This window comes from Acinetobacter sp. Ac_5812 (genome assembly GCF_013072695.1).
GTDB lineage: Bacteria > Pseudomonadota > Gammaproteobacteria > Pseudomonadales > Moraxellaceae > Acinetobacter.
The window spans coordinates 55387-77881 of the sequence record NZ_LXUK01000024.1; the positions used below are offsets into that span (position 1 = coordinate 55387).

Below are 22495 nucleotides of genomic sequence, written 5' to 3' on the forward strand. Positions count from 1 at the left end.
TCATAGTGCTTGAGAAAAGAAATAGATTTTGCTTTTCTTAAGCCATTTTCCGCACCTATATAAATATATTTCCTCCTTAAGTGAATGGAACAACTAAAATTATTTTAATAAAGGAAATACGATGGTGATGAATTACAGAATAAAGCTGGCCACTCTAACCCTCTGTTTGCCTGTAACTTTTGTTTTTGCAGCAGGCTTAGAAAGAACAGCTCAACCGATTTCTGCTTTTTTACAGAATGATAACTATTTTGAAGCAGGTATCTCAGTCATAGATCCCACAATCTCTGGTAAAGCCAACAATGCAAATGGGAGTGGTGTCATCAGTGATATGGCTGAAAGTTATTACTCAGTTCAGACGGCGCTTAAGCTTCAACTAAATCCAAATTTTTCTTTTGGATTGATTTATGATGAGCCATTTGGCGCAGATGTCGCCTTTGCAGTTTCAGATCCGCATCGAACAGATGAGTCTGGTTTATTTTACAGCGATAGGCAGAATACAAAGGTGGCGGCCAGTGCAAAAAATATCACTTTATTAGTAGGTTACCAGCCTGATCAGAACTGGAATATGTTTTTAGGTGGTGCTTATCAAACATTTCAAACCAATATACAGATTCGTGGAACTGCAGGTGGTGGAACGAATGCATTAGGACACTATAATGCAAATTTACATGAGGGAGCAGCCACAGGATATATCGCAGGTATTTCTTACCAGACCCCAAAAAATGCATCAAAGGCAGCGATAAGCTATCGTTCCAAAATAACCCATCAACTTGCAACCAATGAGTTTGGGCAAAGTAATATTCTAGCAATTGACGCAAATGATCCCTCATCTGCCTATTTCAATGAACAATCAAAAACTAAGGTGATTACACCTCAATCTCTGAATCTTGATTTACAAACTGCATTAGCACCGCAATGGCTTATGTTGAGTTCCATTCGATGGGTGAACTGGAAGCAATTTTCCTTTAGACCTGCAAAATTTGGAGATATTTCTGAAGTTTTAGGAAAACAAGGTTTAGCACCTGATAATCCGAATGGCTTTGATTTATTGACCTATGCCAAAGATCAGCTCTCAGCCAGCATCGGTTTAGGTTATAAGGTGAATCAACAATGGTCTACTAATGGTTCTCTATTATGGGATTCTGGGGCAGGGCATCCTGCCTCTAGCTTAGGGCCAACTAAGGGCTATTGGGGAGCTGGCTTGGGTATGCAGTATAGCCCCAATAATCAGTATTTCATCACAGGAGGACTAAAATATCTTCAAATTGGCAGTGCGGATGCTCAGACGGCATCAACATTTGGAACATCTAAATCCATTGCTAAATTTGAAGATAACTATCTTTGGGGTTACGGGTTAAAACTCGGATATCGTTTTTAAGGTTTCAGTAATAAAAAAAGAGGACGATTAACGTCCTCTTTTTTTGTCTATTGATTTAGTGATCAATATTGGCTTCCAAGAACCATAAATATTGATCCAGATCTTCTAAGGCTGCATGGATAATATCTTCAGAAATTGGGTCTTGAATCTCATCAATGGTATCACGCAGATGGTTGGCGACCACACCATAACGATCCGCCAACTCTTTAAGATGATCTTGTACGGCATGAATGGCAACAGGGTATGGCTTGAGATGTGAGGTTTCAGCAACCGTTTGGGTTGTTCCGAGCGCTGTTCCACCGATCTGTACCGCACGCTCTGCAACATTGTCTAAGTGAGTGATTAGCGAAGTACGGAAGGTATCTAACATTTCATGCACTGCAATAAAGTTGCTACCCCGCATGTTCCAATGCGCCTGTTTAGTCAATAAGGACAGGTCAATCAGGTTAGCAAGGATTTGATTTAAAATTTTTACTGTGGACTCTTTAATTGAGTCATCTAAATTATTACGTGTATATACTTTTAAAGCTTTCGCTGTTGAAGAATTCATAGTTACCTCATTCAATTATAATGTGATGAAACATCGTGAATAAAAACCATTCATTTGGTGACTAGCTTATCGCTTGAATTGAGGTTTGAGTGTTTTCGTTTTCTAGGCTTTTGTAAGTTTACTTATCATCAATTCTGTTTTTGATTTTATTGGTTTTGATTCAGATGCAATGATGCTTCCATCTGTTAGACTTCTTTTAAAATTGTTAAAAAATGGCTTAAATTAGCCCTGCATCCTTAGATTCCAATTTGATATAGGCATAGAAAATCGGTGCAACAATCAGACCGCTGAGACCAAAAATCGACTCGAAAATGAGCATCGCCAATAACACTTCCCAAGCACTGGCATTAATTTTGGTGCCAATGATTTTGGCATTGACGAAGTATTCCAGCTTATGAATGATCACCAGATAGGCCAATGCGATGGCTGCCACAGACAGGGAAATGGTCAAACCCGCCATAATGATCAAAGTATTTGAAATCAGATTGCCAATAATCGGCAGTAGACCAAAAATAAAGGTCAGAATGGTCAGTGTTTTGGCAAAAGGTAAATGGATATTGAAGATCGGCAGAACGATAAAGACAAAGATCATAAATAATACGGTATTGATCAGTGAAATTTTCACTTGAGCAAAGACCACATTTTTAAAAGAAACAGAAAGCTTCTGAATACGATGCAGCACAGCTGCTTTAAATGCAGGTTGTGGTGCATGTTGTTTAAAATTCTGGATCGACACCAAAATACCAACAATCAGACCAATCACCATCGTGGCGAGATTATGCAGAATATCGGTCCCAGTATTTTTGACGATCGAAATATTATTTTTGATAAAAGACAGAATCTGATTCTTGATATCCGCCACGCTATGTGGCAAATAACCCGGCAGGTAATGACTCATTTCCTCTTGGAATTTAATCAGTGTTTGATCGATCTTAAAGTTAAAGGAATTCAGTCCAGTCCCTTTTAAATCATAGATCACAAAGCTAATTAAACTGGTAATAAAAAAGCCAATCAGGAAGGTGGTTAAAATACCCAGAATAATACTGATAAAGATACGTGCGCGTTGACCATCAATATGTTTTTCAACAATTGAACTTAAACTGTTAATAATTTCAAAGACCAGAAAACCTGCAAAAAAACTCGGAAGTAAATGCAGGGGAATGACCATCATTAAAAACAAAGCCATCAGGATAAAGCTGGCGATGATACTTTGACGGTCACTGAGTAGATTCATGCTCTAGATGCCTAGTTTAAGTTGTTGTTATGTTAAAGAACAAACATATGATTTTGATGACATCTATCCTATTGTGCTGCGATCAATTAATCAATTTCCATTTCATTGATATGACGCGCGCCTTCTAGAATCATACGAATCATGACCATGGTTTGTTCTGCCACTTCAGTGCGTTGTTCCGCAGGCAGATCCAGCACTTTTGCGCCCATGTTGAACACCAATTGCGTAATAGCTTTGGCTGCAAGATCAGCATGACTGAGCTTACTGTTATTCAAACGTTCTAAACGAATCAGGTCTTCTTGCAGCTCTTGCTGAAAGAAGTTGAGTTGACGGTCAACCGCTGCTTTATACGAAGTAGAACCCGTGTAGCCCTCGCGTAATAACAAACTCAGATTGCCTTCGTCGGTATTCAATTGTTGAATAAACACTTCAACTGAACTACGGATAATGCTTTGCTGCTTTGAAGCCTGTAAACGCGCTTCACGAATAATACGGCGTAGTACCAAGCCAGATTGATCAATCAAGGCAATTGCCAGTTCATCAATGTCTTTAAAATGACGATAGAAACTATTTGGTGCAATACCTGCTTCGCGTGCAATCTCACGTAAGCTGAGTGAGGCGATACTTTTTTGTGGGCCAATCAAGTTGAGCGTGGCTTGAAACAACTCTTCTTTGGTAATGGTTGCTTTTCTACCTACTGAGCGCACAGGAGATTTCATAGGAATGACATCTTGTTCGTTTAAGTTGTCATGGCCGAGCGGTAAAAAAGAAGAATGAACCATTGTTTTCAATATATAAGTAAGCTACTCGGGATTATAGCGATTGTCAGTGAACTTGTGAAATGTAAATTCTTATACGAGTGTATATACAAATATATATACACATGTATAATAATTAGCAAACAACCAGAGTAAACCTGCTCATGCAAGCAATTGAAAAGAGAAATTCTCTATTTAATTCGTTGGCTCACAGTGTGATGAACAGCCATGACGCCAATTTTTGGTTACAGAAAATCAATCCATTGTGGTCCATTAATCAGTCTCTAGCCAAAATCGTAAAAAAACAAATCGTGGCAAAAGACACCGTCAGTCTTATTCTGCAATGCAACCGGCATGTTGCTCGTGGTGTTGCGGGGCAGCATCACCCTGTGACGGTTGATATTGCGGGTCGTCACTATGAGCGTACTTATAGTTTGATGCAGGTGGATGCTGATCATCTCTGTTTAACCGTGAAAAAAGTGGATCAAGGCTTAGTCAGTTCGTGGTTGGTTGAAGGCAGCCAAACTGGGGATATCTTACGTTTGGGCCAACCCTATGGTGAGATGCAGCAGACCGTTGCAACACCACATTTAGTATTGCTGGCAGCAGGGAGTGGTATCACCCCGATGTTGAGTTTGATTGAAGCGTTATGTCAGTCAAAACAATTGAATACAACATCCGTCCAATTGATGTATTGGGTTAAAACCCATGCCGATGCTGCTTATGCCGAATATCTGAAAGAAGTATCTGAAAATTTTTCAAATTTTAGTGCCCAAATTTTTTATACCCAAGAACAAGACCAACGTTTAAATCAAAGTCATGTTGATCAAATCCGTGATTTAGCTGAAACCACAGTCTATGCTTGCGGATCATCGGGTTTTGCGGCAACAGCAGAAAGTTTGTTCCAAGACGCCGCTGCACTGCAAACAGAAGCTTTTAGCTTGAGTCAATTTGATGTGGATGCAGCGGATACAGGCTTTATCAATGTCACCTTGACCCAATCCAATAAAACCATTGCCATTCCTAAAGGTCAATCGATTCTGTCTAGCTTAGAACATCAAGGGATCAAGCCAAATCATGGTTGCCGTATGGGGATTTGTAATAAATGTGCCTGTAATAAAGCACAAGGCGCAACCAAAAATTTGTTGAATGGTGCAGCCAATAATGAACCAACACAGCTATTAAAAATTTGTGTCAATTCAGCCCAGTCTGATCTTGTGATTGATCTATAAGAGAGTAATTGATTATGAACATGCCTGTTAAGATGGAATTTTTTAAAAATCCCAAAAATCGTGATTTAACTGCTGCAGAATTAGATGCTTTTGCTCGTGAACTCGATCAAATCAAACAAGAAGTATTAGACGATTTAGGCGAGAAAGATGCCAAATATATCCGCCGTGTCTATTCCACCATTCGATATAGTAGTCTGGCTGGACGTGCTTGTTTATTTCTAGGCTGGTTTCCGCCAGCATGGTTACTCGGGACAGGCTTGCTCGGTTTTGCCAAAATCATGGAAAACATGGAGTTGGGTCATAATGTCATGCACGGTCAGTATGACTGGATGAATGATCCGAAATTCAATGGTCAAACCTATGAGTGGGATACGGTCGGAACCTCAGATAACTGGCGTCAAACCCATAACTATAAGCATCATACCTATACCAATGTAAAAGGTATGGATGATGATGTCGGTTATGGTGTATTTCGTTTGTTCCCTGAACAACGCTGGTCAAAGTTCACTTTAATTCAGCCGATGTATATTGTGCCATTTAGCCTGTTGTTCCAATGGGGAGTTGCAGTGCAAAACCTTGAATTAGGTAAAGTACTGTATAAGCGTAAAACCATGGCGCAATTCAAACGTGAATGGCAGCCTGCGCAAAAGAAAATCCTCAAGCAAATGTTTAAGGACTATGTGTTCTTTCCATTGATTGCTGGTCCTGCGGCGATTCCTGTATTTACTGGCAACTTGGTGGCGAACGGGATTCGCAATGTCTGGACCTTCAGTATTATTTTCTGTGGTCACTTTACCAAAGATGTTGAAGTCTTCCCAAAAGCCGTATTGCAAGATGAAAGCCGTGGGCATTGGTATATGCGCCAGATCCGTGGTTCATCCAATCTGACTGGTTCAGAAGCCTTTCATATCTTAACGGGACATTTGAGTCATCAAATTGAGCATCATTTATTCCCTGATATTCCTGCACGTCGCTATCGTCAAGTTGCACCGAAAGTACAGGCGGTGTGTGAAAAATATGGGTTGCATTATAATAATGCCAGCTTTGTGAAGCAGTTTGGTGAAGTAGTTGGGCGTATTTTTAAATATGCACTGCCTTTTAAAAAGTAAACCATAACAACCTAGAAAAGCCCTGAATGCATACGCTTCAGGGCTTTTTTTATTTTATTTCTTCTTTTTTGAAATCCACATGGTGATAGTGGCATGGAAAACTTTTTCATTCTGCTGATCCACGACATCAACATTGACCAAGTATTCACCAGCTTTGTCCCAATCGTAATGCTCATCAACAGGGCTAGCAATCGCAATCAAATCGGTTTCAGCCTTCTTTAAATATTCAACCGTCATGCCTTTGGGAATCCAGCGATGGGTTGTGGGTACAGTCACTTCAGTCATGGTCCCACCCGCAAGTTCTGCCATGTTACACATCGCGATTGCATGAACTGTACCAATATGATTCAACACGCTCCGTTTTTTCTTGATACTGATTTTGCAGGAATTGGGTTTTAGCTCCTCAAATAAGGGAGAGATACTGCTGAAATACGGCGCTTTAAGGCACAGCATTCGGGAGAATGTCCATTTACCTGCAGGTAAGGCCGATACTTTATTCCATAAATCTAAGGTGCTTGCCATTTTAAATGTCCTAATACAGAATTAAATTCTTAAACAGAATATAATTCTGTTTACAAGCTATGGTCAAGTCATACACAATAGTTCCGATTATTGGTTATTTTGATGAAAGCATGCAGGCAGCTCAGCGATTATTAGAACGTTTATATCCACAACGCAGGTCTTTATTAAAACGACAGATTTTGCTGGATGCTTTGTCGTGCTTTCTTGAATATGGTTTGGACACCACCAGTATTGAAATGATTCGTGACAAATCTGACAGTAGCGTGGGGGCGATTTATCATCACTTTAAGAATAAAGAAGGGGTGATTGCAGCACTAGTGTTTGCTGCGTTGGATGATCAAGCACAATTGCGTGACCAATACTTAAAAGAAGCAAAATCACTCAAAGAACTACTCTATGCGCTGATTTATAGTTATATCGACTGGGTTTCTGATCAGCCCAAGTTTGCGCAGTTTCTATTATTTGCTCACTTGAGTGTACGGCAGGGTGAATATCGACAAGTCTTAAATGACAAAAATAAACTGAGAAATCAAAACATCATTGGCTATATTTCAAACTATGCTGATGCCAGTTTATTAAAATCAGTGCCAACAGAGCTAATGATGTCTTTGGTGATTGGTGCAACTGAAAGTTATTGCCGCGCTTGGCTCTCTGAAAAAGTCGTGACTAATCCCAAAGCGTATCGTGAGACTTTGGCTCAAGCAGCTTGGGATTCATTACAACATTTGAGCCAAGCTTAATCAGATAACAACGATCAGGATCATTATTGATGAGAGCAAACCATCAGAAGATACAATTTACAGGGGCTTGTTTGTGTGGGGCGATCAGCTTTCAGTTTCATCTAGCAAATATCAAAATGATGTATCGTTGTTATTGCAGCCTATGTCGCAAGCAGAGTGGCGCTGCATCGAATACTGCAACTTTTGTGCAGACAGAATCCTTTCAATGGCAGCAAGGTCAATCATTGATTCAGACGTATATTAAAGATACGGGCTTTAATAGTAGCTTCTGTAGGCAATGTGGATCACCTGTACCGAATGCACTAACGATCAACCCAAAGGTGATGTGGATTCCTTTGGGACTGGTTCAGGAGGGTTTTAGCCCAGAGCTTGAACTAAATTTTTGTGTGAATTCTAAAGTGAGTTGGGCCGAAACTCATCAAAAACTTACTGAATTTGATGAGCTGCCTAATGCTATTGAGTTGACGCATTATTTTGAAATCAATCAATAAAAAGCCGAATGAGAACATTCGGCTTTAGGGGATTAGAAATCAAACGAGGTCTGTAAATAGTAAGTACGAGAAGGACCTGCATAGATGCCGCCAACCTGATCTGCGGAACGGGTGTAATAGTCATGATTGAATAGGTTTTTCACACCTAAGCCAACTTTTAAGCCTGACAGGGAGGTATCGGCAAAATCATAAGCGGCACGAACACCAACGATACCGTAGCCCGGAATATTGCCATAACGACCCGTACCATCATTGTTATTTCCTGAGGCAGTTTGACCAGATTGTGCATAGACATTGGTGTTGAAGGTCCATTGATCACGTTTGTAATCAACCCCAGCATTGCCGATCCAGTTTGAATAGAAATCCAGTTCATTACCTGAATCTTGACCTGCCGATGCGGTTGCTTTGGTATAGGTGGTATTGGCATACATTGAGATATTGGCTAGCGTATCATTGATTGCCCCTAGATTATATTTAAAGCCGAGCTCAGCACCTTTATGTTTGGTTGCACCCAAATTTGAATAGGTTTGTGTGGCATCATCACGCTTGAGCTGATCGGCGAAATCAATATAGAACAGGGTGAATTCAAGTGATAAATAATCATCCAGATAATGTGTGCCGATTTCATAATTATCTGCTTTTTCAGGATTTAAACCATCCATGGTCAGATAAGCACCTTTGGCATTGGTATTGGCCATTTGGCTATATTGCAGTGGTGCGAATGATTTACCGTAGTTGGCAAAGATATTCCATTGATCATTGGCTTTGTACATCACCGCAAAGCTTGGCAGCATAGCGTCATAGGACTTGCTGGCATTGACCCCATTCAGAACTGAATAATCACGGTTTAACTTATACATGTTTTCATTGGTTTTAATTCGCTCGAAACGGAGTCCAGGCGTGAAGGACCATGCGCCTAAATCTGTACGGTTATCGACATAGACGGCATGTGCTTCAGTGTCTCCATCGGCTTTGGTCCAGCCATAAAAATCACGAGGACCTGTCGTTGTGTTATAGCTTGCACGATCAACAGATTCACTGCTGCTTTCTTTTAAATAGCGATAACCAACAGAGACTTCATTCAGTGCATTACCCAACTGAAACGCATGTGAATAGCGTGGCTCAATTGCAGTCACTTTATAATCACGCGGGGCAATCTGATAAAGGCTTGAACCGCTGCGTTCTACACCCGCATCACGATAGCTATCAAGATGATAGGCGAGGACTTCAAAGGCATTATTGTCTTTTTTATAATTATATTTGAGTGAGATGTCGTTACGGTTGCCTTCCATATAGTCATGGTTGCGCAAAGACTGATATGGATTTTGTGCATACTGCGCAGGGGTTAAGCCGCCAGGCATATCCACCTTGGCTTCATAACGATGTAGATTTGCTTCAATGCTTGAATAATCATCTAAGGCATAGCTGGCTTTTAAACGTAGATCATTGATATTGGCATAATCATTTTGGTCACGATAACCATCACCATTCACGCCTGAATAGAGCAAAGCCAGACCGAGTCCATTGTCTAAAGTCGTTCCGATAAAGAGATTTGGATTGACTTTTAAGTTGCCATTCTCAGCCACTTCTGTGGTCATACCGACACTGGCTGCAAAATTCTCTGGAATGCTGCGCGTATTAAAATTGATAATCCCACCGACATTTTGCGGCCCAAAGCGGACGGAGCCTGCACCCCGAACCACATCAATCGACTCCATATTGCCTAAAGTCGTTGGAGCTAATGAAAGTTGGGGTTGTCCATAGGGTGCTACCGCTAAAGGTACACCATCAATCATCAACTGCGAACGGGGTGAAAATCTTGAAGTCAGGCCACGAACACCGATACTTAAAGATGCATCACTGCCTGAGGTGCCCGAATTTTCAGAGACCTGAACACCAGGAACGGTACGTAATGCTTCTTTAACCGAGGTTGTGCCACGTGCTTCTAAGCTTTGTTGATCAACCACAGTACGAGCACCGGGGTGGTTGAGCACTTTTTCCGCATTGGCTTGTTCTAACCAATTGCCCTCGGCTTGGATGGAAATCGTTGCCAGCGTTTGTGTTGTATTCGTTAGGTTATCTTCTGCAAATGTTGTCGTGGTAAAGCAGCTGATCAGCGTTGCGATTGCACAGCTCAAAGGAGAGGGTTTAAATTTGGAGAAATCATGAGGAGCAGAAATCGAACATGTCATAAGTGGATTGCCGAACGGAAATGAGGTGGAGGAGTTATTTTGCGCTGTTATTTTAATTGATTATAATTCTCATTTGTAGTTATTGTTTAGCTAAACTAATTAAAATTTCACATAAAATATATAATTTTTTTTGTTAAAGAGCGAAGTGTTGCGGTATAGGCTGTAGGGAGATTGGGATTTTATTAAGATTACTGCTTTCCGGTGTTATTCACTGTGCAAGAGAAAAAGCCGAACTTAAAAGTTCGGCTTTTTTGATTTAGAAATCATATGATGTTTGCAGGAACAAGGTTCGTGGTTGGCCCACATATTTACCCCCTGTGGAGTCGGATGAGCGGGTATAGTATTGCTTGTCAAACACATTCTTTATCCCACCCGCTATTTTTAAGCCTTTGAGCTGATTACTAAAGTCATAGCCTGTGCGTACGGCAAAGGTTGAGTAACCTGGAATATCACCGGTGCGACCATCTGCAGTTTCTTGCGTTTGATAAACATCACCTGAACCCGGCGCATGTTGTTTGGACTGCGCAAACATGTCCGCATTCACTGACCATTGATCAACTTGATAGGCTAAACCGAGGTTACCGACGTGGCGTGAATAGAAGGGCAAGTCTTTGCCTTCAAACTTACCTGCTTCAGAAGTTGCTTTGGTAAAGGTATAGTTACCGTAAACTTTGAGACCCTCTAGCACATCAGCCAGTTGACCGAAATCATAGCTGATCCCTGTTTCAACGCCTTTATGACTGGTGGCACCTAAATTAGTCCAAATTCCTGTACCGATATTATCAGGACGTTCTAACATCAGTTCTTTATCAAAATCTAAATAAAACACCGTCAACTCAGCACTTAGACCATTGCCTAGGTATTTGGTTCCGATCTCATAGTTTTTAGATTTTTCGGGATGTAATCCATCCAGAGTCGTTGCTGCTGTGTTGACTCCCCCGACAGATCTGGTGGTCACCAATTGGTTATATTGCTGTGGACCAAATGAAACCCCAGCATTGGCAAAAATATTCCAGTTTTCATTGGCTTTATACAACACCGATAGGCTTGGTAAGAACTCCTCTGACTTGATTTTTGGATAAACCGTATTGGTCGCGACACCACCTTGATAAGCAGTGAAATCATTGTGTGTATCAATCGATTCAAATCGAACCCCAGGCGTAATCACCCAATTCGCGAGGCCAAAACGGTTGTCGATATAAATGGCGTGCGCTTTGGTACCGCCGTCACTGGTGGTATTGGCGATGCGTTCACCGGGTGTCCCTGTGAGGGTGTTATAGGAAGCCGTGCGTCCTGAGAATTCAGAGCTTTCTTCCTGTAAATAACGGTAACCAATAGTGACTTCATTATCCATACCAGCCCAACTGTAGGCACGTGAATAACGTGGCTCAATCCCAAAATACTTATAATCGCGAGGAGAGTTACTAATACGGCTGGTACCATTATCGGCAACGGACTCTAAGTCACTGGTCCGGAAAGAATCAACGTAATAACCCAATACTTCAAAGTTATTCAATTCATCTTTATGGCTATATTTCACAGAAACATCGGAACGGCGGCCTGCGAAATAGTTGCGGCTTTGATTGGATTGATACGGATTATCAGCAAATTGTGCTGCCGTTAAACCTTCAGGCATTTCACCACGGCCTTCATAATGATGCAGATTGACCGCAATCGCATCCTGATCAGTCCATTGGTAGGCGGTTTTTAACATAACATCATCAATGTCAATTTTATTGTTGGCTTCTCGGTAGCCATCTCCTTTGCTGCCTGAATAAAGCAGAGCCATACCCAAGCCATTATCCAGTGTGCCACCAATAAACAGATTCGGTGTGTACTTGAGTTGATCTGTCCCTGTTGCAAATTCTGTGGTTAAACCAACTGAACCTGAAAATTCTTTGGGGATTGACCGTGTTGCAAAGTTGATGATGCCACCAACGTTTTGTGGCCCAAAACGAACAGAACCTGCACCACGCACCACATCGACTGACTCAATATTACCCATAGAAACTGGGGCCAAAGATAATTGTGGCTGGCCATAAGGAGCAAATGAGAGAGGTACACCATCCATAAGTACGGTAGAACGTGGGGAGAGGCGTGAGGTAAGACCTCGTACGCCAATATTTAAAGAAACATCACTGCCACCCGTACCGTTGCTGTCTTGGACTTGCACCCCAGGAATTTGTTTTAAAGCATCACGAATAGAAGTGGTGGCAATTTCATCCAAACGCTTGCGATCGATAATGCTTCGTGCACCTGCATGTTGTTGTACTTTTTCAGCATTGGCATTTTCCAGCCAATTACCCTGAGCCTGAATTGAAATCGTCGCAAGCGTTTGCGTTTCAGCGGGTTGTGCTTCATCGGCAAAAGCAGTATGTGATATGACACTCAATGAAATGGCAATGGCTAGACTCAGAGAAGAGGGCTGGAATTTGATCAATGATGTAGCTGTATAGGATGCAATTTTCATATCAGTGGCAAATGCTGTAAATTTCCAGAATATTAATCAGTTATTGCACCGAATGAAATAAGAACGATTATCACTTATAACTATGAAATGAGTTAAGTTAATTGTTTTTTTACTCAAGATATTTTTGGCTATTTTAAATAACAAAAAACCGTGCTTAAGCACGGCTTTTTGTTATTGTCAGAGCTATTATTTAAATTGGATTGAACCATTGGCACTGACCGTGATTTTTGATTCACCTGCTGCCATATCCTGAGCAGGGGCTGCTTCAGCCATGGCAAACTTGGCCATGCCACCGCGCATCATCGGTTGCGGGAAGTAGTTGCTGGTATTCAGGTTTAAACTGACAAGGTTGTATTGACCTTTATTCCATGCTTGGGTGATGGCTTGCGCACGTTGCTGGAAGTTCTTCGATGCTTCAATCATCAGCTCATTTTCAACTTTTTTACGCTGTTCATCTGATACGGTGAAATTAATCGATTGAGTCTGGAAACTTTGCTGTAATTCGCTGATCAACTGGCTTGCCGCTTTAAAGTCTTTACTTTCCAGCTGGATTTCCGCGCGAGCACGCCATTCTTTCAATTTATTACTGTCATTGTCATACACAGGGTAAGTACTTTGCGCGCCTGTTTCGACTTTGACCTGTGAATATTTACGTGCAATTGCTTGCGCTTGGTTCATCAGTTGGTTGATCTGATTGGAGAGTTCAGCAGGTTGTTTATGACTTTTCTCAATAAACAGAACGGCACGCATTTCATCATTGGCAACCTGACGTGAGGCATCTGCTTGGATATTGACGATGTTGTAGTTCAAGTTCTCAGTCTCGTGAGCAAAAAGGCTTGGGCTCAATGCTGCCCCGATCATTAATGTAGCAAGTGCTAAAGTACGCATAAAAATGTCCTTAGAATTTGATGTCGAAAATTTATTTTTTACCAGTTCGATATTAAAAAGAACTGATGGGGAACTTCTGCATATTTTGTGGTGACTTTGTAAGAGATTAGCAGTGTTTTGCAACAGAAAAATAAAACAAAAAATATTAAAAATCAGTTTATTAGGTGGGTTAATTTGACCATTTATCTAAAAACGCAGGCGGGATTAAAAAAAGCTTACTTTCTTTAGCTTGTCACATAGTATGATGATAATCCATCATAGTTATTGGAATGAAATATTTTTTCAATAATTTAGATGCATGTAAGACACAAAAAGTGTTTATTTTATTTCAAAATTAGGTATCATCTCGCTCCTAGTTGAAAGATATAAACAAGTGTCTGCACTAGATTCTAAAAAGCACCGAGTCAAACGACCGCAAGTCACCAGACTTATTTCTTTTACCCATATCAGAGATGGTAATTCGATATGAGCGTTACTTCCGTAAATCCTGCCGCTAATGCAACTAACGAATATTATCTGACTCGCCAAAGTCAGATGGAATCGAATGTTCGTAGTTATCCACGTAAATTACCGTTAGCGATAGCAAAAGCACAAGGCTGTTGGGTTACTGATGTTGAAGGTACAGAGTACCTTGATTGTTTAGCTGGGGCAGGAACATTGGCTTTGGGCCATAATCATCCTGCGGTGATTCAAAGTATTCAAGACACATTGGCAAGTGGTTTGCCATTGCATACTTTAGACTTAACGACTCCTTTAAAAGATGCGTTTACTGAAGCGCTTTTGGCTTATTTGCCAGGCGGTCAAGAAGAATATTGCCTACAGTTCTGTGGTCCATCTGGTGCAGATGGTACAGAAGCAGCGATTAAATTAGCGAAAACTTATACGGGTCGTAGCACAGTGATTAGTTTCTCTGGTGGCTACCATGGTATGACGCACGGCGCGCTTGCAATGACAGGTAACCTGTCAGCGAAGAATGCGGTGAATGGCTTAATGCCAGGCGTGCAATTTATGCCATACCCACATGAATATCGTTGCCCACTTGGTTTAGGTGGGGAAGCAGGTGTTGACGCTTTAACTTATTTCTTTGAAAACTTCATTGAAGATGTTGAAAGTGGTGTAACCAAGCCTGCAGCTGTGATCCTTGAAGCGATTCAAGGTGAAGGTGGTGTTGTTACTGCACCAGTAAAATGGTTGCAAAAAATCCGTGAAGTGACTGAAAAGCACAACATCGTTTTAATCTTGGACGAAGTTCAAGCTGGTTTTGCACGTTCAGGTAAAATGTTTGCCTTTGAACATGCAGGAATCGAGCCTGATGTTGTGGTGATGTCTAAAGCGGTCGGTGGTAGCTTACCACTTGCAGTATTGGGTATTAAACGTAAGTTTGATGCTTGGCAGCCTGCGGGTCACACGGGTACTTTCCGTGGTAACCAACTTGCAATGGGTACAGGTTTAGCATCACTTCAAGTGATCAAAGAACAAAACCTTGCTCAAAATGCGCAAGAGCGTGGTGATTTCTTACAAGCTGAGTTCAAGAAACTTGCGCAAGAATTCCCATGTATTGGTAACGTACGTGGTCGTGGTTTGATGATCGGTGTTGAGATCGTTGACGAGCGTAAACCTGCGGACCATATGGGTTCATTACCTGCGGATGCTCAATTGGCTGCTGCAATTCAGACGGCTTGTTTCAACAATAAATTATTGCTTGAAAAAGGTGGTCGTAACGGTACCGTTATCCGTTTACTTTGCCCGTTGATTATCAATCAAGAAGAGTGCGTAGAGGCGGTTGCTCGCTTCAAGAAAGCTGTTGCTGAAGCATTAAAAGCAGTACGAGGCTAATTCATGGTTGATTTTGCAGAACATCGTAAAGCGTTACTCTGCAATGATGCTCAATCTATTGCTGACTATCAGTCAGCAATGGGCGAGGCGGTAACTGCCGTTTCAGCATGGTTGCAAAATGATAAAATGTACACTGGTGGTAGCATTAAAGATTTGCGCGAAGCAATCTCTTTTGCTCCTTCGAAAGAAGGTTTAGGTGTACAGCAATCATTACAACGTATGGTTGAGCTTTTCCTCAACAAAAGCTTAAAAGTACATCACCCGCATTCACTTGCACACTTACACTGCCCAACCATGGTGATGAGCCAGATTGCGGAAGTGTTGATCAATGCAACCAACCAGTCGATGGACTCATGGGATCAAAGCCCAGCGGGTTCTTTGATGGAAGTTCAACTCATTGATTGGCTTCGCCAAAAAGTGGGTTATGGTGCAGGTCAAGCCGGTGTGTTCACTTCTGGCGGTACACAGTCAAACTTGATGGGTGTATTGCTGGCACGTGACTGGTGTATCTCGAAAAACTGGAAAGACGAAAATGGCAAGCCATGGTCGGTTCAGCGTGATGGTATTCCAGCCGAAGCAATGAAAAACGTCAAAGTCATCTGTTCTGAAAATGCACATTTCTCTGTGCAAAAGAACATGGCGATGATGGGTATGGGCTTCCAGTCAGTTGTCACCGTTCCTGTGAATGAAAATGCACAGATGGATGTCGATGCACTGGAAAAAACCATGGCGCATCTTCAGTCTGAAGGCAAAATCGTGGCCTGTGTCGTTGCAACAGCAGGTACGACTGATGCTGGTGCGATTGATCCACTCAAGAAAATCCGTGAAATTACTACGAAGTATGGTTCATGGATGCATATTGATGCAGCTTGGGGTGGTGCACTGATTCTTTCAAATGACCATCGTTCAATGTTAGATGGAATTGAATTATCAGACTCAATCACGCTTGATTTCCATAAGCATTATTTCCAAAGCATTAGCTGTGGCGCTTTCTTGTTGAAAGACGAAGCAAACTATCGCTTTATGCATTATGAAGCAGAATATTTAAACTCTGCTTATGATGAAGAACATGGTGTACCTAACCTTGTGTCTAAATCATTACAAACGACACGTCGTTTTGATGCATTGAAATTATGGATGACGGTTGAAGCATTAGGCGAAGAGCTTTATGGTTCGATGATTGATCATGGTGTGAAATTAACACGTGAAGTTGCAGATTATATTAAAGCAACTGCAGGTCTTGAATTGTTGGTTGAACCACAATTCGCTTCAGTCCTGTTCCGTGTGGTACCAGAAGCTTATCCTGCTGAATTTATCGATAGCTTAAACCAAAACGTGGCAGATGAATTGTTTGCTCGTGGTGAAGCGAATATTGGTGTAACCAAAGTGGGTAATGTTCAATCATTGAAGATGACCACTTTAAGCCCAGTTGCAACGCTTGAAAATGTTCAAAACTTGCTTGCACTTGTGTTGGCAGAAGCTGATCGTATTAAAGATGCAATTGCTGCAGGAACTTATGTTCCAGCGATTGATTAATTTCAATCTGGCAGACACATCAAACTAAAAAGAGAGGTCTTGAATAGACCTCTTTTTTATTGCGTATTAAAATTGAATTTAAGCATAGACTAGGCCGCAAAAATTGGATTGAATCCCATTTTTCTTAAGAGTCGGCGATACATACTTGAGCTACGGTCTGCTGGAAAATGCGCTTCCATCGATAAATCCAGGGGGAGATATTCAGGTTTCTGGGTTTCGACAATCAGTCGATCTTCTTCAAAAATTTGCAAATTAAAAGTATAAGCATCTTCAACAGGTAAATCTTTGTCATAATTACGGCAGATCGGTGCAAATAGCCGAGTTTGTCGAGCACTTACTGGCGAAGCGGCATTCATGATCACCTGCTTGCTTTGATTCGGAAAATGGATGGTCAGTGTTGCAGTAAAAGGCAGGCTGATTTCAAAATGTCTGAGCCAGTTAAAATTGTCCTGCCCACGTTGCGCTGTCCCAATCGGATAGCGCCCTACACTGCTGATATAATCTGCATTGAAGCCATAACTGGTTTCTGTGATGCTATAGTCTGGCACTTCAACATCATCAGGGTCACCAAAAGTATCAGGATGTACCCACGCAAAATGGGCGACATCAATAAATCCTTCTAGTTGCCGACCCGCAAAACAATTTAAATCGACAAAGGGGCATACCAGTTGCTGGTAGTCTGCATCCTCCCAGTAGGGCATGTTAGGAATAACGGGTTGCTCATTCGGGTGAGCTGCTAAGCAACACCAGATCAGTCCATACTTTTCAGTGGCAGCGTAGGTTGTTAGATCAAAGCGTTCAGAGATTTTATGCTGTGGATGTGCTGGAATGCGATTACATTTACCCGCATGTCCAAAGCGTAATCCGTGGTAGCGACACACAATGCCTTGCCCATCATGACGGCCTAAGCTAAGAGGAACCCCGCGATGTGGGCAAATATCTTTTGCAACAATCAGTTCATCTCCCATTTTGTAAATCACCAATGGCATATCCAGCAACATGGTCGCTGTTGGCTGTTCTGAAATATCACGGGCGAGCGCAATCGGATACCAGTGCTGAGCAAGCAACTGCCAATCATGCTCTGAAAATGTCATGTGTACAGGTAAATCTGTATGCTTAAACGTTGTAATCACTTTGCTGTTCATCTTTTTATCTTCTGGTGCATTTGTATTGAATATAGCGAAGCCAGCTGTTCTAAGAAATTTCAATTAATTGAATAAAGTGTTGTAACTTTTAGAACACACAAGCTGAGCAGAAATTTTTGATGTGATGCCTGAAGCTGAAATAGTATTAAATAAAGGCAAGTATTGGGCTTGCTGTTTAGTTGCATTCTGTCTAGAGCCTGTTGGATGGTTTTTATAATGACAAGGTAGAAAATTGTCGCTGTTCTGCACAAACTGTGCATCTTTAATCTCAATCAGAAATAATTATGCATAAACTGTGATGCACAAATTCCATATTGTAGTGATAGATGCTCAATATTTTGATGGATAGATGTCATCACTTTTGCACTTGGGACCTAGAACTGAGGTCGGATCAGGCAAAACATCATGATTACAATGAATAGAAGGAACAAGGCATGCAACACTTGAATATGCAAAACCAATTTAAACTCATTATTAACGGTCAATCTTGTCTCGGTGAAGCAGGTGAACTTGAAGTTATCAATCCTGCAACAGCTGCTGTTGCAGCAAAATGTGCGCAGGCTTCGATTGCACAGGTGAATCAAGCAATTGAGGCAGCGAAGCAAGCTTTTGGAAGCTGGCAACGCAGTTCTCATGAGGAACGAAAAAGCATACTGAATAAGATTGCCGATGGAATTGAACAACATGCCGAAACTCTGGCAGAGTTGATTGTACTTGAGCAAGGCAAACCATTGGCATTGGCACAAATGGAAGTGCAGGGTGCGATTGGCTGGACACGTTATACCGCAAGTTTAGACATGCCAGTTGATATTATTGAAGACAGTGAACAGAAACGAATTGAACGTCATTATCAGCCCTTAGGTGTGGTAGCTTCGATTACGCCGTGGAACTGGCCACTGATGATTGCGGTGTGGCATATCATGCCTGCCTTGCGTGCGGGCAATGTGGTGATTAATAAACCCTCTGAATTTACCCCTTTAGCGACGTTAAAACTTTGTGAAATTATTCAACAAGAAGTGCCTGCGGGTGTGATTTCAATCTTGCTGGGTAAAGGCGACGTCGGTGAGGCATTATCGACTCACCCTGATATCGCCAAGGTGGTTTTTACAGGTTCGACCAAGACGGGTCAGCACATTATGTCGGGTGCGGTAAAAACTTTAAAACACCTGACCCTAGAGCTGGGTGGCAATGATGCGGGGATTGTTTTACCTGATGCCGATCTTGATCAAATAGCCAAGCGTATTTTTAACGTCGCATTTTTAAATGCTGGGCAGACTTGTGCTGCTTTGAAACGTTTATATGTGCACGAAAGCCAATATGACGCGCTAGCACAAAAACTGGCTGATATTGCCAATGCCCAGAATGTCGGAGATGGCATGGCAGCAGAGACTACTTTTGGGCCCGTGCAAAACCAGATGCAATATCAGAAAGTAAAAGCCTTAATTGCCGATGCACTTGCACAAGGCGCCAAGGCGTTGTCAGGTGATCAGACGGTGCCTGAGCAAGGCTATTTTATTGCGCCGACGATTTTAACAGGACTGGATGAAAGCTGCCGAGTGGTACGAGAGGAGCAGTTTGGCCCAGTGTTACCGATTCTAAAATATCGTGAGATTGATGATGCGATTGCACGCGCCAATGCCAGCGAATTTGGCTTAGGTGGTTCAATCTGGTCTTCTGATTTAAAAGCCGCGCAATTTTATGCATCGCAATTACAATGCGGCACGGTCTGGGTCAATACCCATGCAGAGATTGTTCCACATGCACCGTTTGGTGGCTGGAAAATGTCAGGCCTTGGTGCTGAGTTCGGTTTGGAGGGGTTGCTGGAAAATACAGTAGGACAAACTGTACATATCAATAAAATTTAAACCTTCATATTTTTAAGGCGGATCTAATATCCGCCTTTTTCTTTTTATGCATGGTGCTGCTTAAAACGAGGTTTATGTGGCTGGATGGTAGCTGTGACCCTTGGATTTGCTGAGAAAGTGATTCTGTTCTTTGATTTTTTTTAACACAATGTAAGATTTTATGTGACCAATAAAACCATAAGACAGTAGTCGCTCTGTGACGAATTGGGACAGCTGTTCCAGATTTTCTGCGACGACTTTTAAAATAAAATCAGCATCGCCGCTAATTGAAAAAGCATCTTGAATATTGTCCTCAGCTTCAATTAAGTCCTGAAAGGCTTGCTGTGACTTGGCCTCGTGAATGCGTAAGTTAATGTGAATCATCGCGGTAACCTCCAAGCCTAAAGCTTGTTGGTGGATGCGGGCGGCATAACCCAAGATCACGCCTTTTTGCTCCAGTAGCTGTCGTCTTCTGGAACATTGTGAAGCTGATAAACCGATTAAATCTCCAACTTCCTGATTGGTGAGCCGTCCATTCTTTTGTAGGGCCTGAATGATTTGCCAGTCGAACTTATCCATTGCATAAAATCCTTTTATGATACACAAATATTGTATTTTTATTAAAATGCGTTTTTATTATGCACGAAATTTAATAGGTAGATGAAATATTATTTTTCTATGGAATAAAAAATTGACTTGAAAGGATGTAGAGCAATGTTCATAGAAATCGGTGATTTTTTAAATCTTCGTCTAAAACAAATGGGTATCCAACATCTATTTGGTGTACCTGGTGATTTTAACCTTTCTTATCTCGAACAAGTTGAGGCAGATGCCCAACTCGAATTTATTGGTAATTGTAATGAATTAAATGCGGCTTATGCGGCAGACGGTTATGCACGAATCAATGGTTTTGCTGCTTTGACAACGACCTATGGGGTCGGTGATTTAAGTGCGATTAATGGCATTGCAGGTGCTTATGCTGAGAATGTACCAGTGGTGCATATTTCAGGGATTCCGCCTTTACATGTGGTGCAGAAAGGAACTCTGGTTCATCACACGCTGGTAGATGGTAACTACGACAACATCATGAACTGCATGAAAGAGTTCACTGTTGCACAGACCCGTCTAACCCCAGCCAATGCCGCCGCTGAAATTGACCGTGTGTTACGTCAATGTTTCCTTGAACGTCGACCTGTACATATCCAGTTGGCATCGGATATTACTCACGTCAAAATTGAAGTGACAGATCGTTCACTCGATTTATCTTATCCAAGGGTTGAGCCAGAGCTGTTGCAAAGCGCAGTCACCAAACTGTGCGAAGTGATTGCACAAGCCAAACGACCAGCGTTGCTGATTGATAATGAAGCCTCTGTTTTTGGAGTGACATCGTTGCTCAGTGATTTATCACAAAAATGTTCGATTCCCTTTGCCAGCATGCTGACTGCTAAGAATATTATGGATGAAGGTTCACCGCGCTATGTGGGCACTTATGTCGGTGGGGCGAGCCAAGTACATGTTCGTAATACTATTGAGCAATCAGACTGTCTGATTGGTGTCGGTGTGCGTTTTACCGATGTCGGAACAGGGGTGTTTACTCATCAAATCGCCACTGAGAACTATATTGAAATGAAACCGTATGGTTTGACGATTTTCGGTCAAGATTTTCCAGGGATTGAGATTGGACAACTTCTGGTTGAGTTGAATAAAAAAATAGCACAACGGAAACTGAGTCAACCGATCATTGAGAAGCAAGCACAACAAATAATCAATGCGCCTGAACAGCAAAAGCTCAGTCAAGACATCCTTTGGAACTACGTTGAACGTTTTCTCAAAGAAGATGATGTGATTATCGGTGAAGTCGGGACTTCTAACTCAGCCTTGGCGGGGCTAAAACTACCAGCAACGGCAAAATATATTGCTCAACCACTCTGGGGTTCAATTGGTTATACCTTACCTGCTTTATTAGGCAGTTTGTTGGCCGCACCTGAACGCCGTCAAATCCTATTTATTGGTGATGGTTCATTCCAGCTCACCGTACAGGAACTTTCAACCATTATCCGTCATGGTCTCAAGCCAATTATTTTCTTACTCAATAATGGTGGCTATACCATTGAGCGTTTGATCATGGGCGAAAATGCGGCTTATAACGATGTTCAGGACTGGAAATATAGCGAGATTCCAAATGTTTTTAACGGTAGCCAAGACTATAAAAGCTGTGTGGTAGAAACTGCAGGACAGTTAAAAGTGGTCTTGGACAACACGCATCAATTCGACGGATTGACTTTTATTGAGCTTAAACTCCCAGCCATGGATGCTCCCGCCAGCTTGAAAAAATTTGCGTCAGTGATTGCCCGTTTTGATTATGGCGATCGAGGCTATGAAATCTTAAAACAGCGTTCCCAAGCATTACCCAGTAAAAAAGCAATTTCCTTCTGATCAGAAGCAAATAGGAAAATCTTCAACTTTATAAATTGATAAGAGAGCGAATCAGATTCGGAGCTTCATGCTGAGCTTCGAATCATGCGCTGTATAAAAAGTGTACAGGATGTGACACACACATTGGAGATAAC

18 protein-coding genes are annotated in these 22495 nt (G+C 41.8%); 9 read left to right on the forward strand and 9 right to left on the reverse strand.

Annotated elements, in window-relative coordinates:
• Positions 1-121 precede the first annotated feature (121 nt).
• Complete coding sequence (locus tag A7P55_RS18705; protein WP_171553337.1) at positions 122-1378, forward strand: outer membrane protein transport protein; 1257 nt, start codon at positions 122-124, stop codon at positions 1376-1378.
• A 55-nt stretch (positions 1379-1433) separates the two neighbouring features.
• Here the strand turns inward: A7P55_RS18705 and dps are convergent, their stop codons facing one another.
• From dps to fabR, 3 genes are all read right to left on the reverse strand, one after another.
• Entirely contained in the window at positions 1434-1928 is a 495-nt protein-coding gene (gene dps / locus A7P55_RS18710) for a DNA starvation/stationary phase protection protein Dps (protein WP_004801316.1), read from the reverse strand.
• A gap of 217 nt (positions 1929-2145) precedes the next feature.
• Positions 2146-3162, reverse strand: coding sequence for an AI-2E family transporter (locus A7P55_RS18715; protein WP_171553338.1), 1017 nt, complete (start codon positions 3160-3162; stop codon positions 2146-2148).
• An 86-nt stretch (positions 3163-3248) separates the two neighbouring features.
• Positions 3249-3944, reverse strand: a complete 696-nt coding sequence (gene fabR / locus A7P55_RS18720) for an HTH-type transcriptional repressor FabR (RefSeq protein ID WP_005202301.1) — start codon at positions 3942-3944, stop codon at positions 3249-3251.
• Between the two features lie 140 nt (positions 3945-4084).
• On the opposite strand from fabR, the gene A7P55_RS18725 reads away from it, so the two are divergent.
• Both A7P55_RS18725 and A7P55_RS18730 read left to right on the forward strand, forming a co-directional pair.
• Positions 4085-5152, forward strand: a complete 1068-nt coding sequence (locus A7P55_RS18725; protein WP_171553339.1) for a ferredoxin reductase — start codon at positions 4085-4087, stop codon at positions 5150-5152.
• A 14-nt stretch (positions 5153-5166) separates the two neighbouring features.
• Positions 5167-6261, forward strand: a complete 1095-nt coding sequence (locus tag A7P55_RS18730) for an acyl-CoA desaturase (RefSeq protein WP_070076810.1) — start codon at positions 5167-5169, stop codon at positions 6259-6261.
• A 54-nt stretch (positions 6262-6315) separates the two neighbouring features.
• On the opposite strand, the gene A7P55_RS18735 is transcribed toward A7P55_RS18730, so the two are convergent.
• Positions 6316-6783 (reverse strand): hotdog fold domain-containing protein, encoded by a 468-nt coding sequence (locus tag A7P55_RS18735; protein ID WP_171553340.1) that lies wholly within the window; start codon positions 6781-6783, stop codon positions 6316-6318.
• A gap of 110 nt (positions 6784-6893) precedes the next feature.
• Here A7P55_RS18735 and A7P55_RS18740 point away from each other — a divergent pair, with 110 nt between their 5' ends.
• Together A7P55_RS18740 and A7P55_RS18745 are read left to right on the forward strand one after the other, a co-directional pair.
• Complete coding sequence (locus A7P55_RS18740) at positions 6894-7523, forward strand: TetR/AcrR family transcriptional regulator (protein WP_171553341.1); 630 nt, start codon at positions 6894-6896, stop codon at positions 7521-7523.
• Positions 7524-7552: 29 nt separating this feature from the next.
• Complete coding sequence (locus tag A7P55_RS18745) at positions 7553-8014, forward strand: GFA family protein (protein WP_171553342.1); 462 nt, start codon at positions 7553-7555, stop codon at positions 8012-8014.
• A 32-nt stretch (positions 8015-8046) separates the two neighbouring features.
• On the opposite strand, the gene A7P55_RS18750 is transcribed toward A7P55_RS18745, so the two are convergent.
• The 3 genes from A7P55_RS18750 to A7P55_RS18760 form a co-directional block, all read right to left on the reverse strand.
• Entirely contained in the window at positions 8047-10206 is a 2160-nt protein-coding gene (locus tag A7P55_RS18750) for a TonB-dependent siderophore receptor (protein ID WP_171553343.1), read from the reverse strand.
• A 256-nt stretch (positions 10207-10462) separates the two neighbouring features.
• The gene (locus tag A7P55_RS18755; protein ID WP_171553344.1) at positions 10463-12676 is read right to left on the reverse strand and encodes a TonB-dependent siderophore receptor; all 2214 of its coding nucleotides are present in this window, start codon (positions 12674-12676) and stop codon (positions 10463-10465) included.
• 186 nt (positions 12677-12862) lie between these two features.
• Positions 12863-13564: an SIMPL domain-containing protein gene (locus tag A7P55_RS18760; protein ID WP_016541292.1), complete on the reverse strand. Its 702-nt coding sequence runs from the start codon at positions 13562-13564 to the stop codon at positions 12863-12865.
• A 465-nt stretch (positions 13565-14029) separates the two neighbouring features.
• Here A7P55_RS18760 and A7P55_RS18765 point away from each other — a divergent pair, with 465 nt between their 5' ends.
• Together A7P55_RS18765 and A7P55_RS18770 are read left to right on the forward strand one after the other, a co-directional pair.
• Positions 14030-15400 (forward strand): diaminobutyrate--2-oxoglutarate transaminase, encoded by a 1371-nt coding sequence (locus A7P55_RS18765; protein ID WP_004652118.1) that lies wholly within the window; start codon positions 14030-14032, stop codon positions 15398-15400.
• Between the two features lie 3 nt (positions 15401-15403).
• Positions 15404-16936: an aspartate aminotransferase family protein gene (locus tag A7P55_RS18770; protein ID WP_171553345.1), complete on the forward strand. Its 1533-nt coding sequence runs from the start codon at positions 15404-15406 to the stop codon at positions 16934-16936.
• Positions 16937-17025: 89 nt separating this feature from the next.
• On the opposite strand, the gene A7P55_RS18775 is transcribed toward A7P55_RS18770, so the two are convergent.
• Entirely contained in the window at positions 17026-18081 is a 1056-nt protein-coding gene (locus A7P55_RS18775; RefSeq protein WP_171553346.1) for an aromatic ring-hydroxylating dioxygenase subunit alpha, read from the reverse strand.
• 434 nt (positions 18082-18515) lie between these two features.
• On the opposite strand from A7P55_RS18775, the gene A7P55_RS18780 reads away from it, so the two are divergent.
• Entirely contained in the window at positions 18516-19946 is a 1431-nt protein-coding gene (locus A7P55_RS18780; RefSeq protein ID WP_171553347.1) for an aldehyde dehydrogenase family protein, read from the forward strand.
• Positions 19947-20018: 72 nt separating this feature from the next.
• Here the strand turns inward: A7P55_RS18780 and A7P55_RS18785 are convergent, their stop codons facing one another.
• Entirely contained in the window at positions 20019-20504 is a 486-nt protein-coding gene (locus A7P55_RS18785) for an Lrp/AsnC family transcriptional regulator (RefSeq protein WP_004652123.1), read from the reverse strand.
• 135 nt (positions 20505-20639) lie between these two features.
• On the opposite strand from A7P55_RS18785, the gene A7P55_RS18790 reads away from it, so the two are divergent.
• Entirely contained in the window at positions 20640-22361 is a 1722-nt protein-coding gene (locus A7P55_RS18790; RefSeq protein WP_171553348.1) for a thiamine pyrophosphate-binding protein, read from the forward strand.
• The last annotated feature ends 134 nt before the right edge of the window (positions 22362-22495 follow it).

Bases quoted from the DNA above. Each gene is read 5' to 3' on its own strand.
- A7P55_RS18705 (WP_171553337.1), top strand. From the start codon at position 122: ATGGTGATGAATTACAGAATAAAGCTGGCCACTCTAACCCTCTGTTTG.
- dps (WP_004801316.1), bottom strand. From the start codon at position 1,928: ATGAATTCTTCAACAGCGAAAGCTTTAAAAGTATATACACGTAATAAT.
- A7P55_RS18715 (WP_171553338.1), bottom strand. From the start codon at position 3,162: ATGAATCTACTCAGTGACCGTCAAAGTATCATCGCCAGCTTTATCCTG.
- fabR (WP_005202301.1), bottom strand. From the start codon at position 3,944: ATGGTTCATTCTTCTTTTTTACCGCTCGGCCATGACAACTTAAACGAA.
- A7P55_RS18725 (WP_171553339.1), top strand. From the start codon at position 4,085: ATGCAAGCAATTGAAAAGAGAAATTCTCTATTTAATTCGTTGGCTCAC.
- A7P55_RS18730 (WP_070076810.1), top strand. From the start codon at position 5,167: ATGAACATGCCTGTTAAGATGGAATTTTTTAAAAATCCCAAAAATCGT.
- A7P55_RS18735 (WP_171553340.1), bottom strand. From the start codon at position 6,783: ATGGCAAGCACCTTAGATTTATGGAATAAAGTATCGGCCTTACCTGCA.
- A7P55_RS18740 (WP_171553341.1), top strand. From the start codon at position 6,894: ATGCAGGCAGCTCAGCGATTATTAGAACGTTTATATCCACAACGCAGG.
- A7P55_RS18745 (WP_171553342.1), top strand. From the start codon at position 7,553: ATGAGAGCAAACCATCAGAAGATACAATTTACAGGGGCTTGTTTGTGT.
- A7P55_RS18750 (WP_171553343.1), bottom strand. From the start codon at position 10,206: ATGACATGTTCGATTTCTGCTCCTCATGATTTCTCCAAATTTAAACCC.
- A7P55_RS18755 (WP_171553344.1), bottom strand. From the start codon at position 12,676: ATGAAAATTGCATCCTATACAGCTACATCATTGATCAAATTCCAGCCC.
- A7P55_RS18760 (WP_016541292.1), bottom strand. From the start codon at position 13,564: ATGCGTACTTTAGCACTTGCTACATTAATGATCGGGGCAGCATTGAGC.
- A7P55_RS18765 (WP_004652118.1), top strand. From the start codon at position 14,030: ATGAGCGTTACTTCCGTAAATCCTGCCGCTAATGCAACTAACGAATAT.
- A7P55_RS18770 (WP_171553345.1), top strand. From the start codon at position 15,404: ATGGTTGATTTTGCAGAACATCGTAAAGCGTTACTCTGCAATGATGCT.
- A7P55_RS18775 (WP_171553346.1), bottom strand. From the start codon at position 18,081: ATGAACAGCAAAGTGATTACAACGTTTAAGCATACAGATTTACCTGTA.
- A7P55_RS18780 (WP_171553347.1), top strand. From the start codon at position 18,516: ATGCAACACTTGAATATGCAAAACCAATTTAAACTCATTATTAACGGT.
- A7P55_RS18785 (WP_004652123.1), bottom strand. From the start codon at position 20,504: ATGGATAAGTTCGACTGGCAAATCATTCAGGCCCTACAAAAGAATGGA.
- A7P55_RS18790 (WP_171553348.1), top strand. From the start codon at position 20,640: ATGTTCATAGAAATCGGTGATTTTTTAAATCTTCGTCTAAAACAAATG.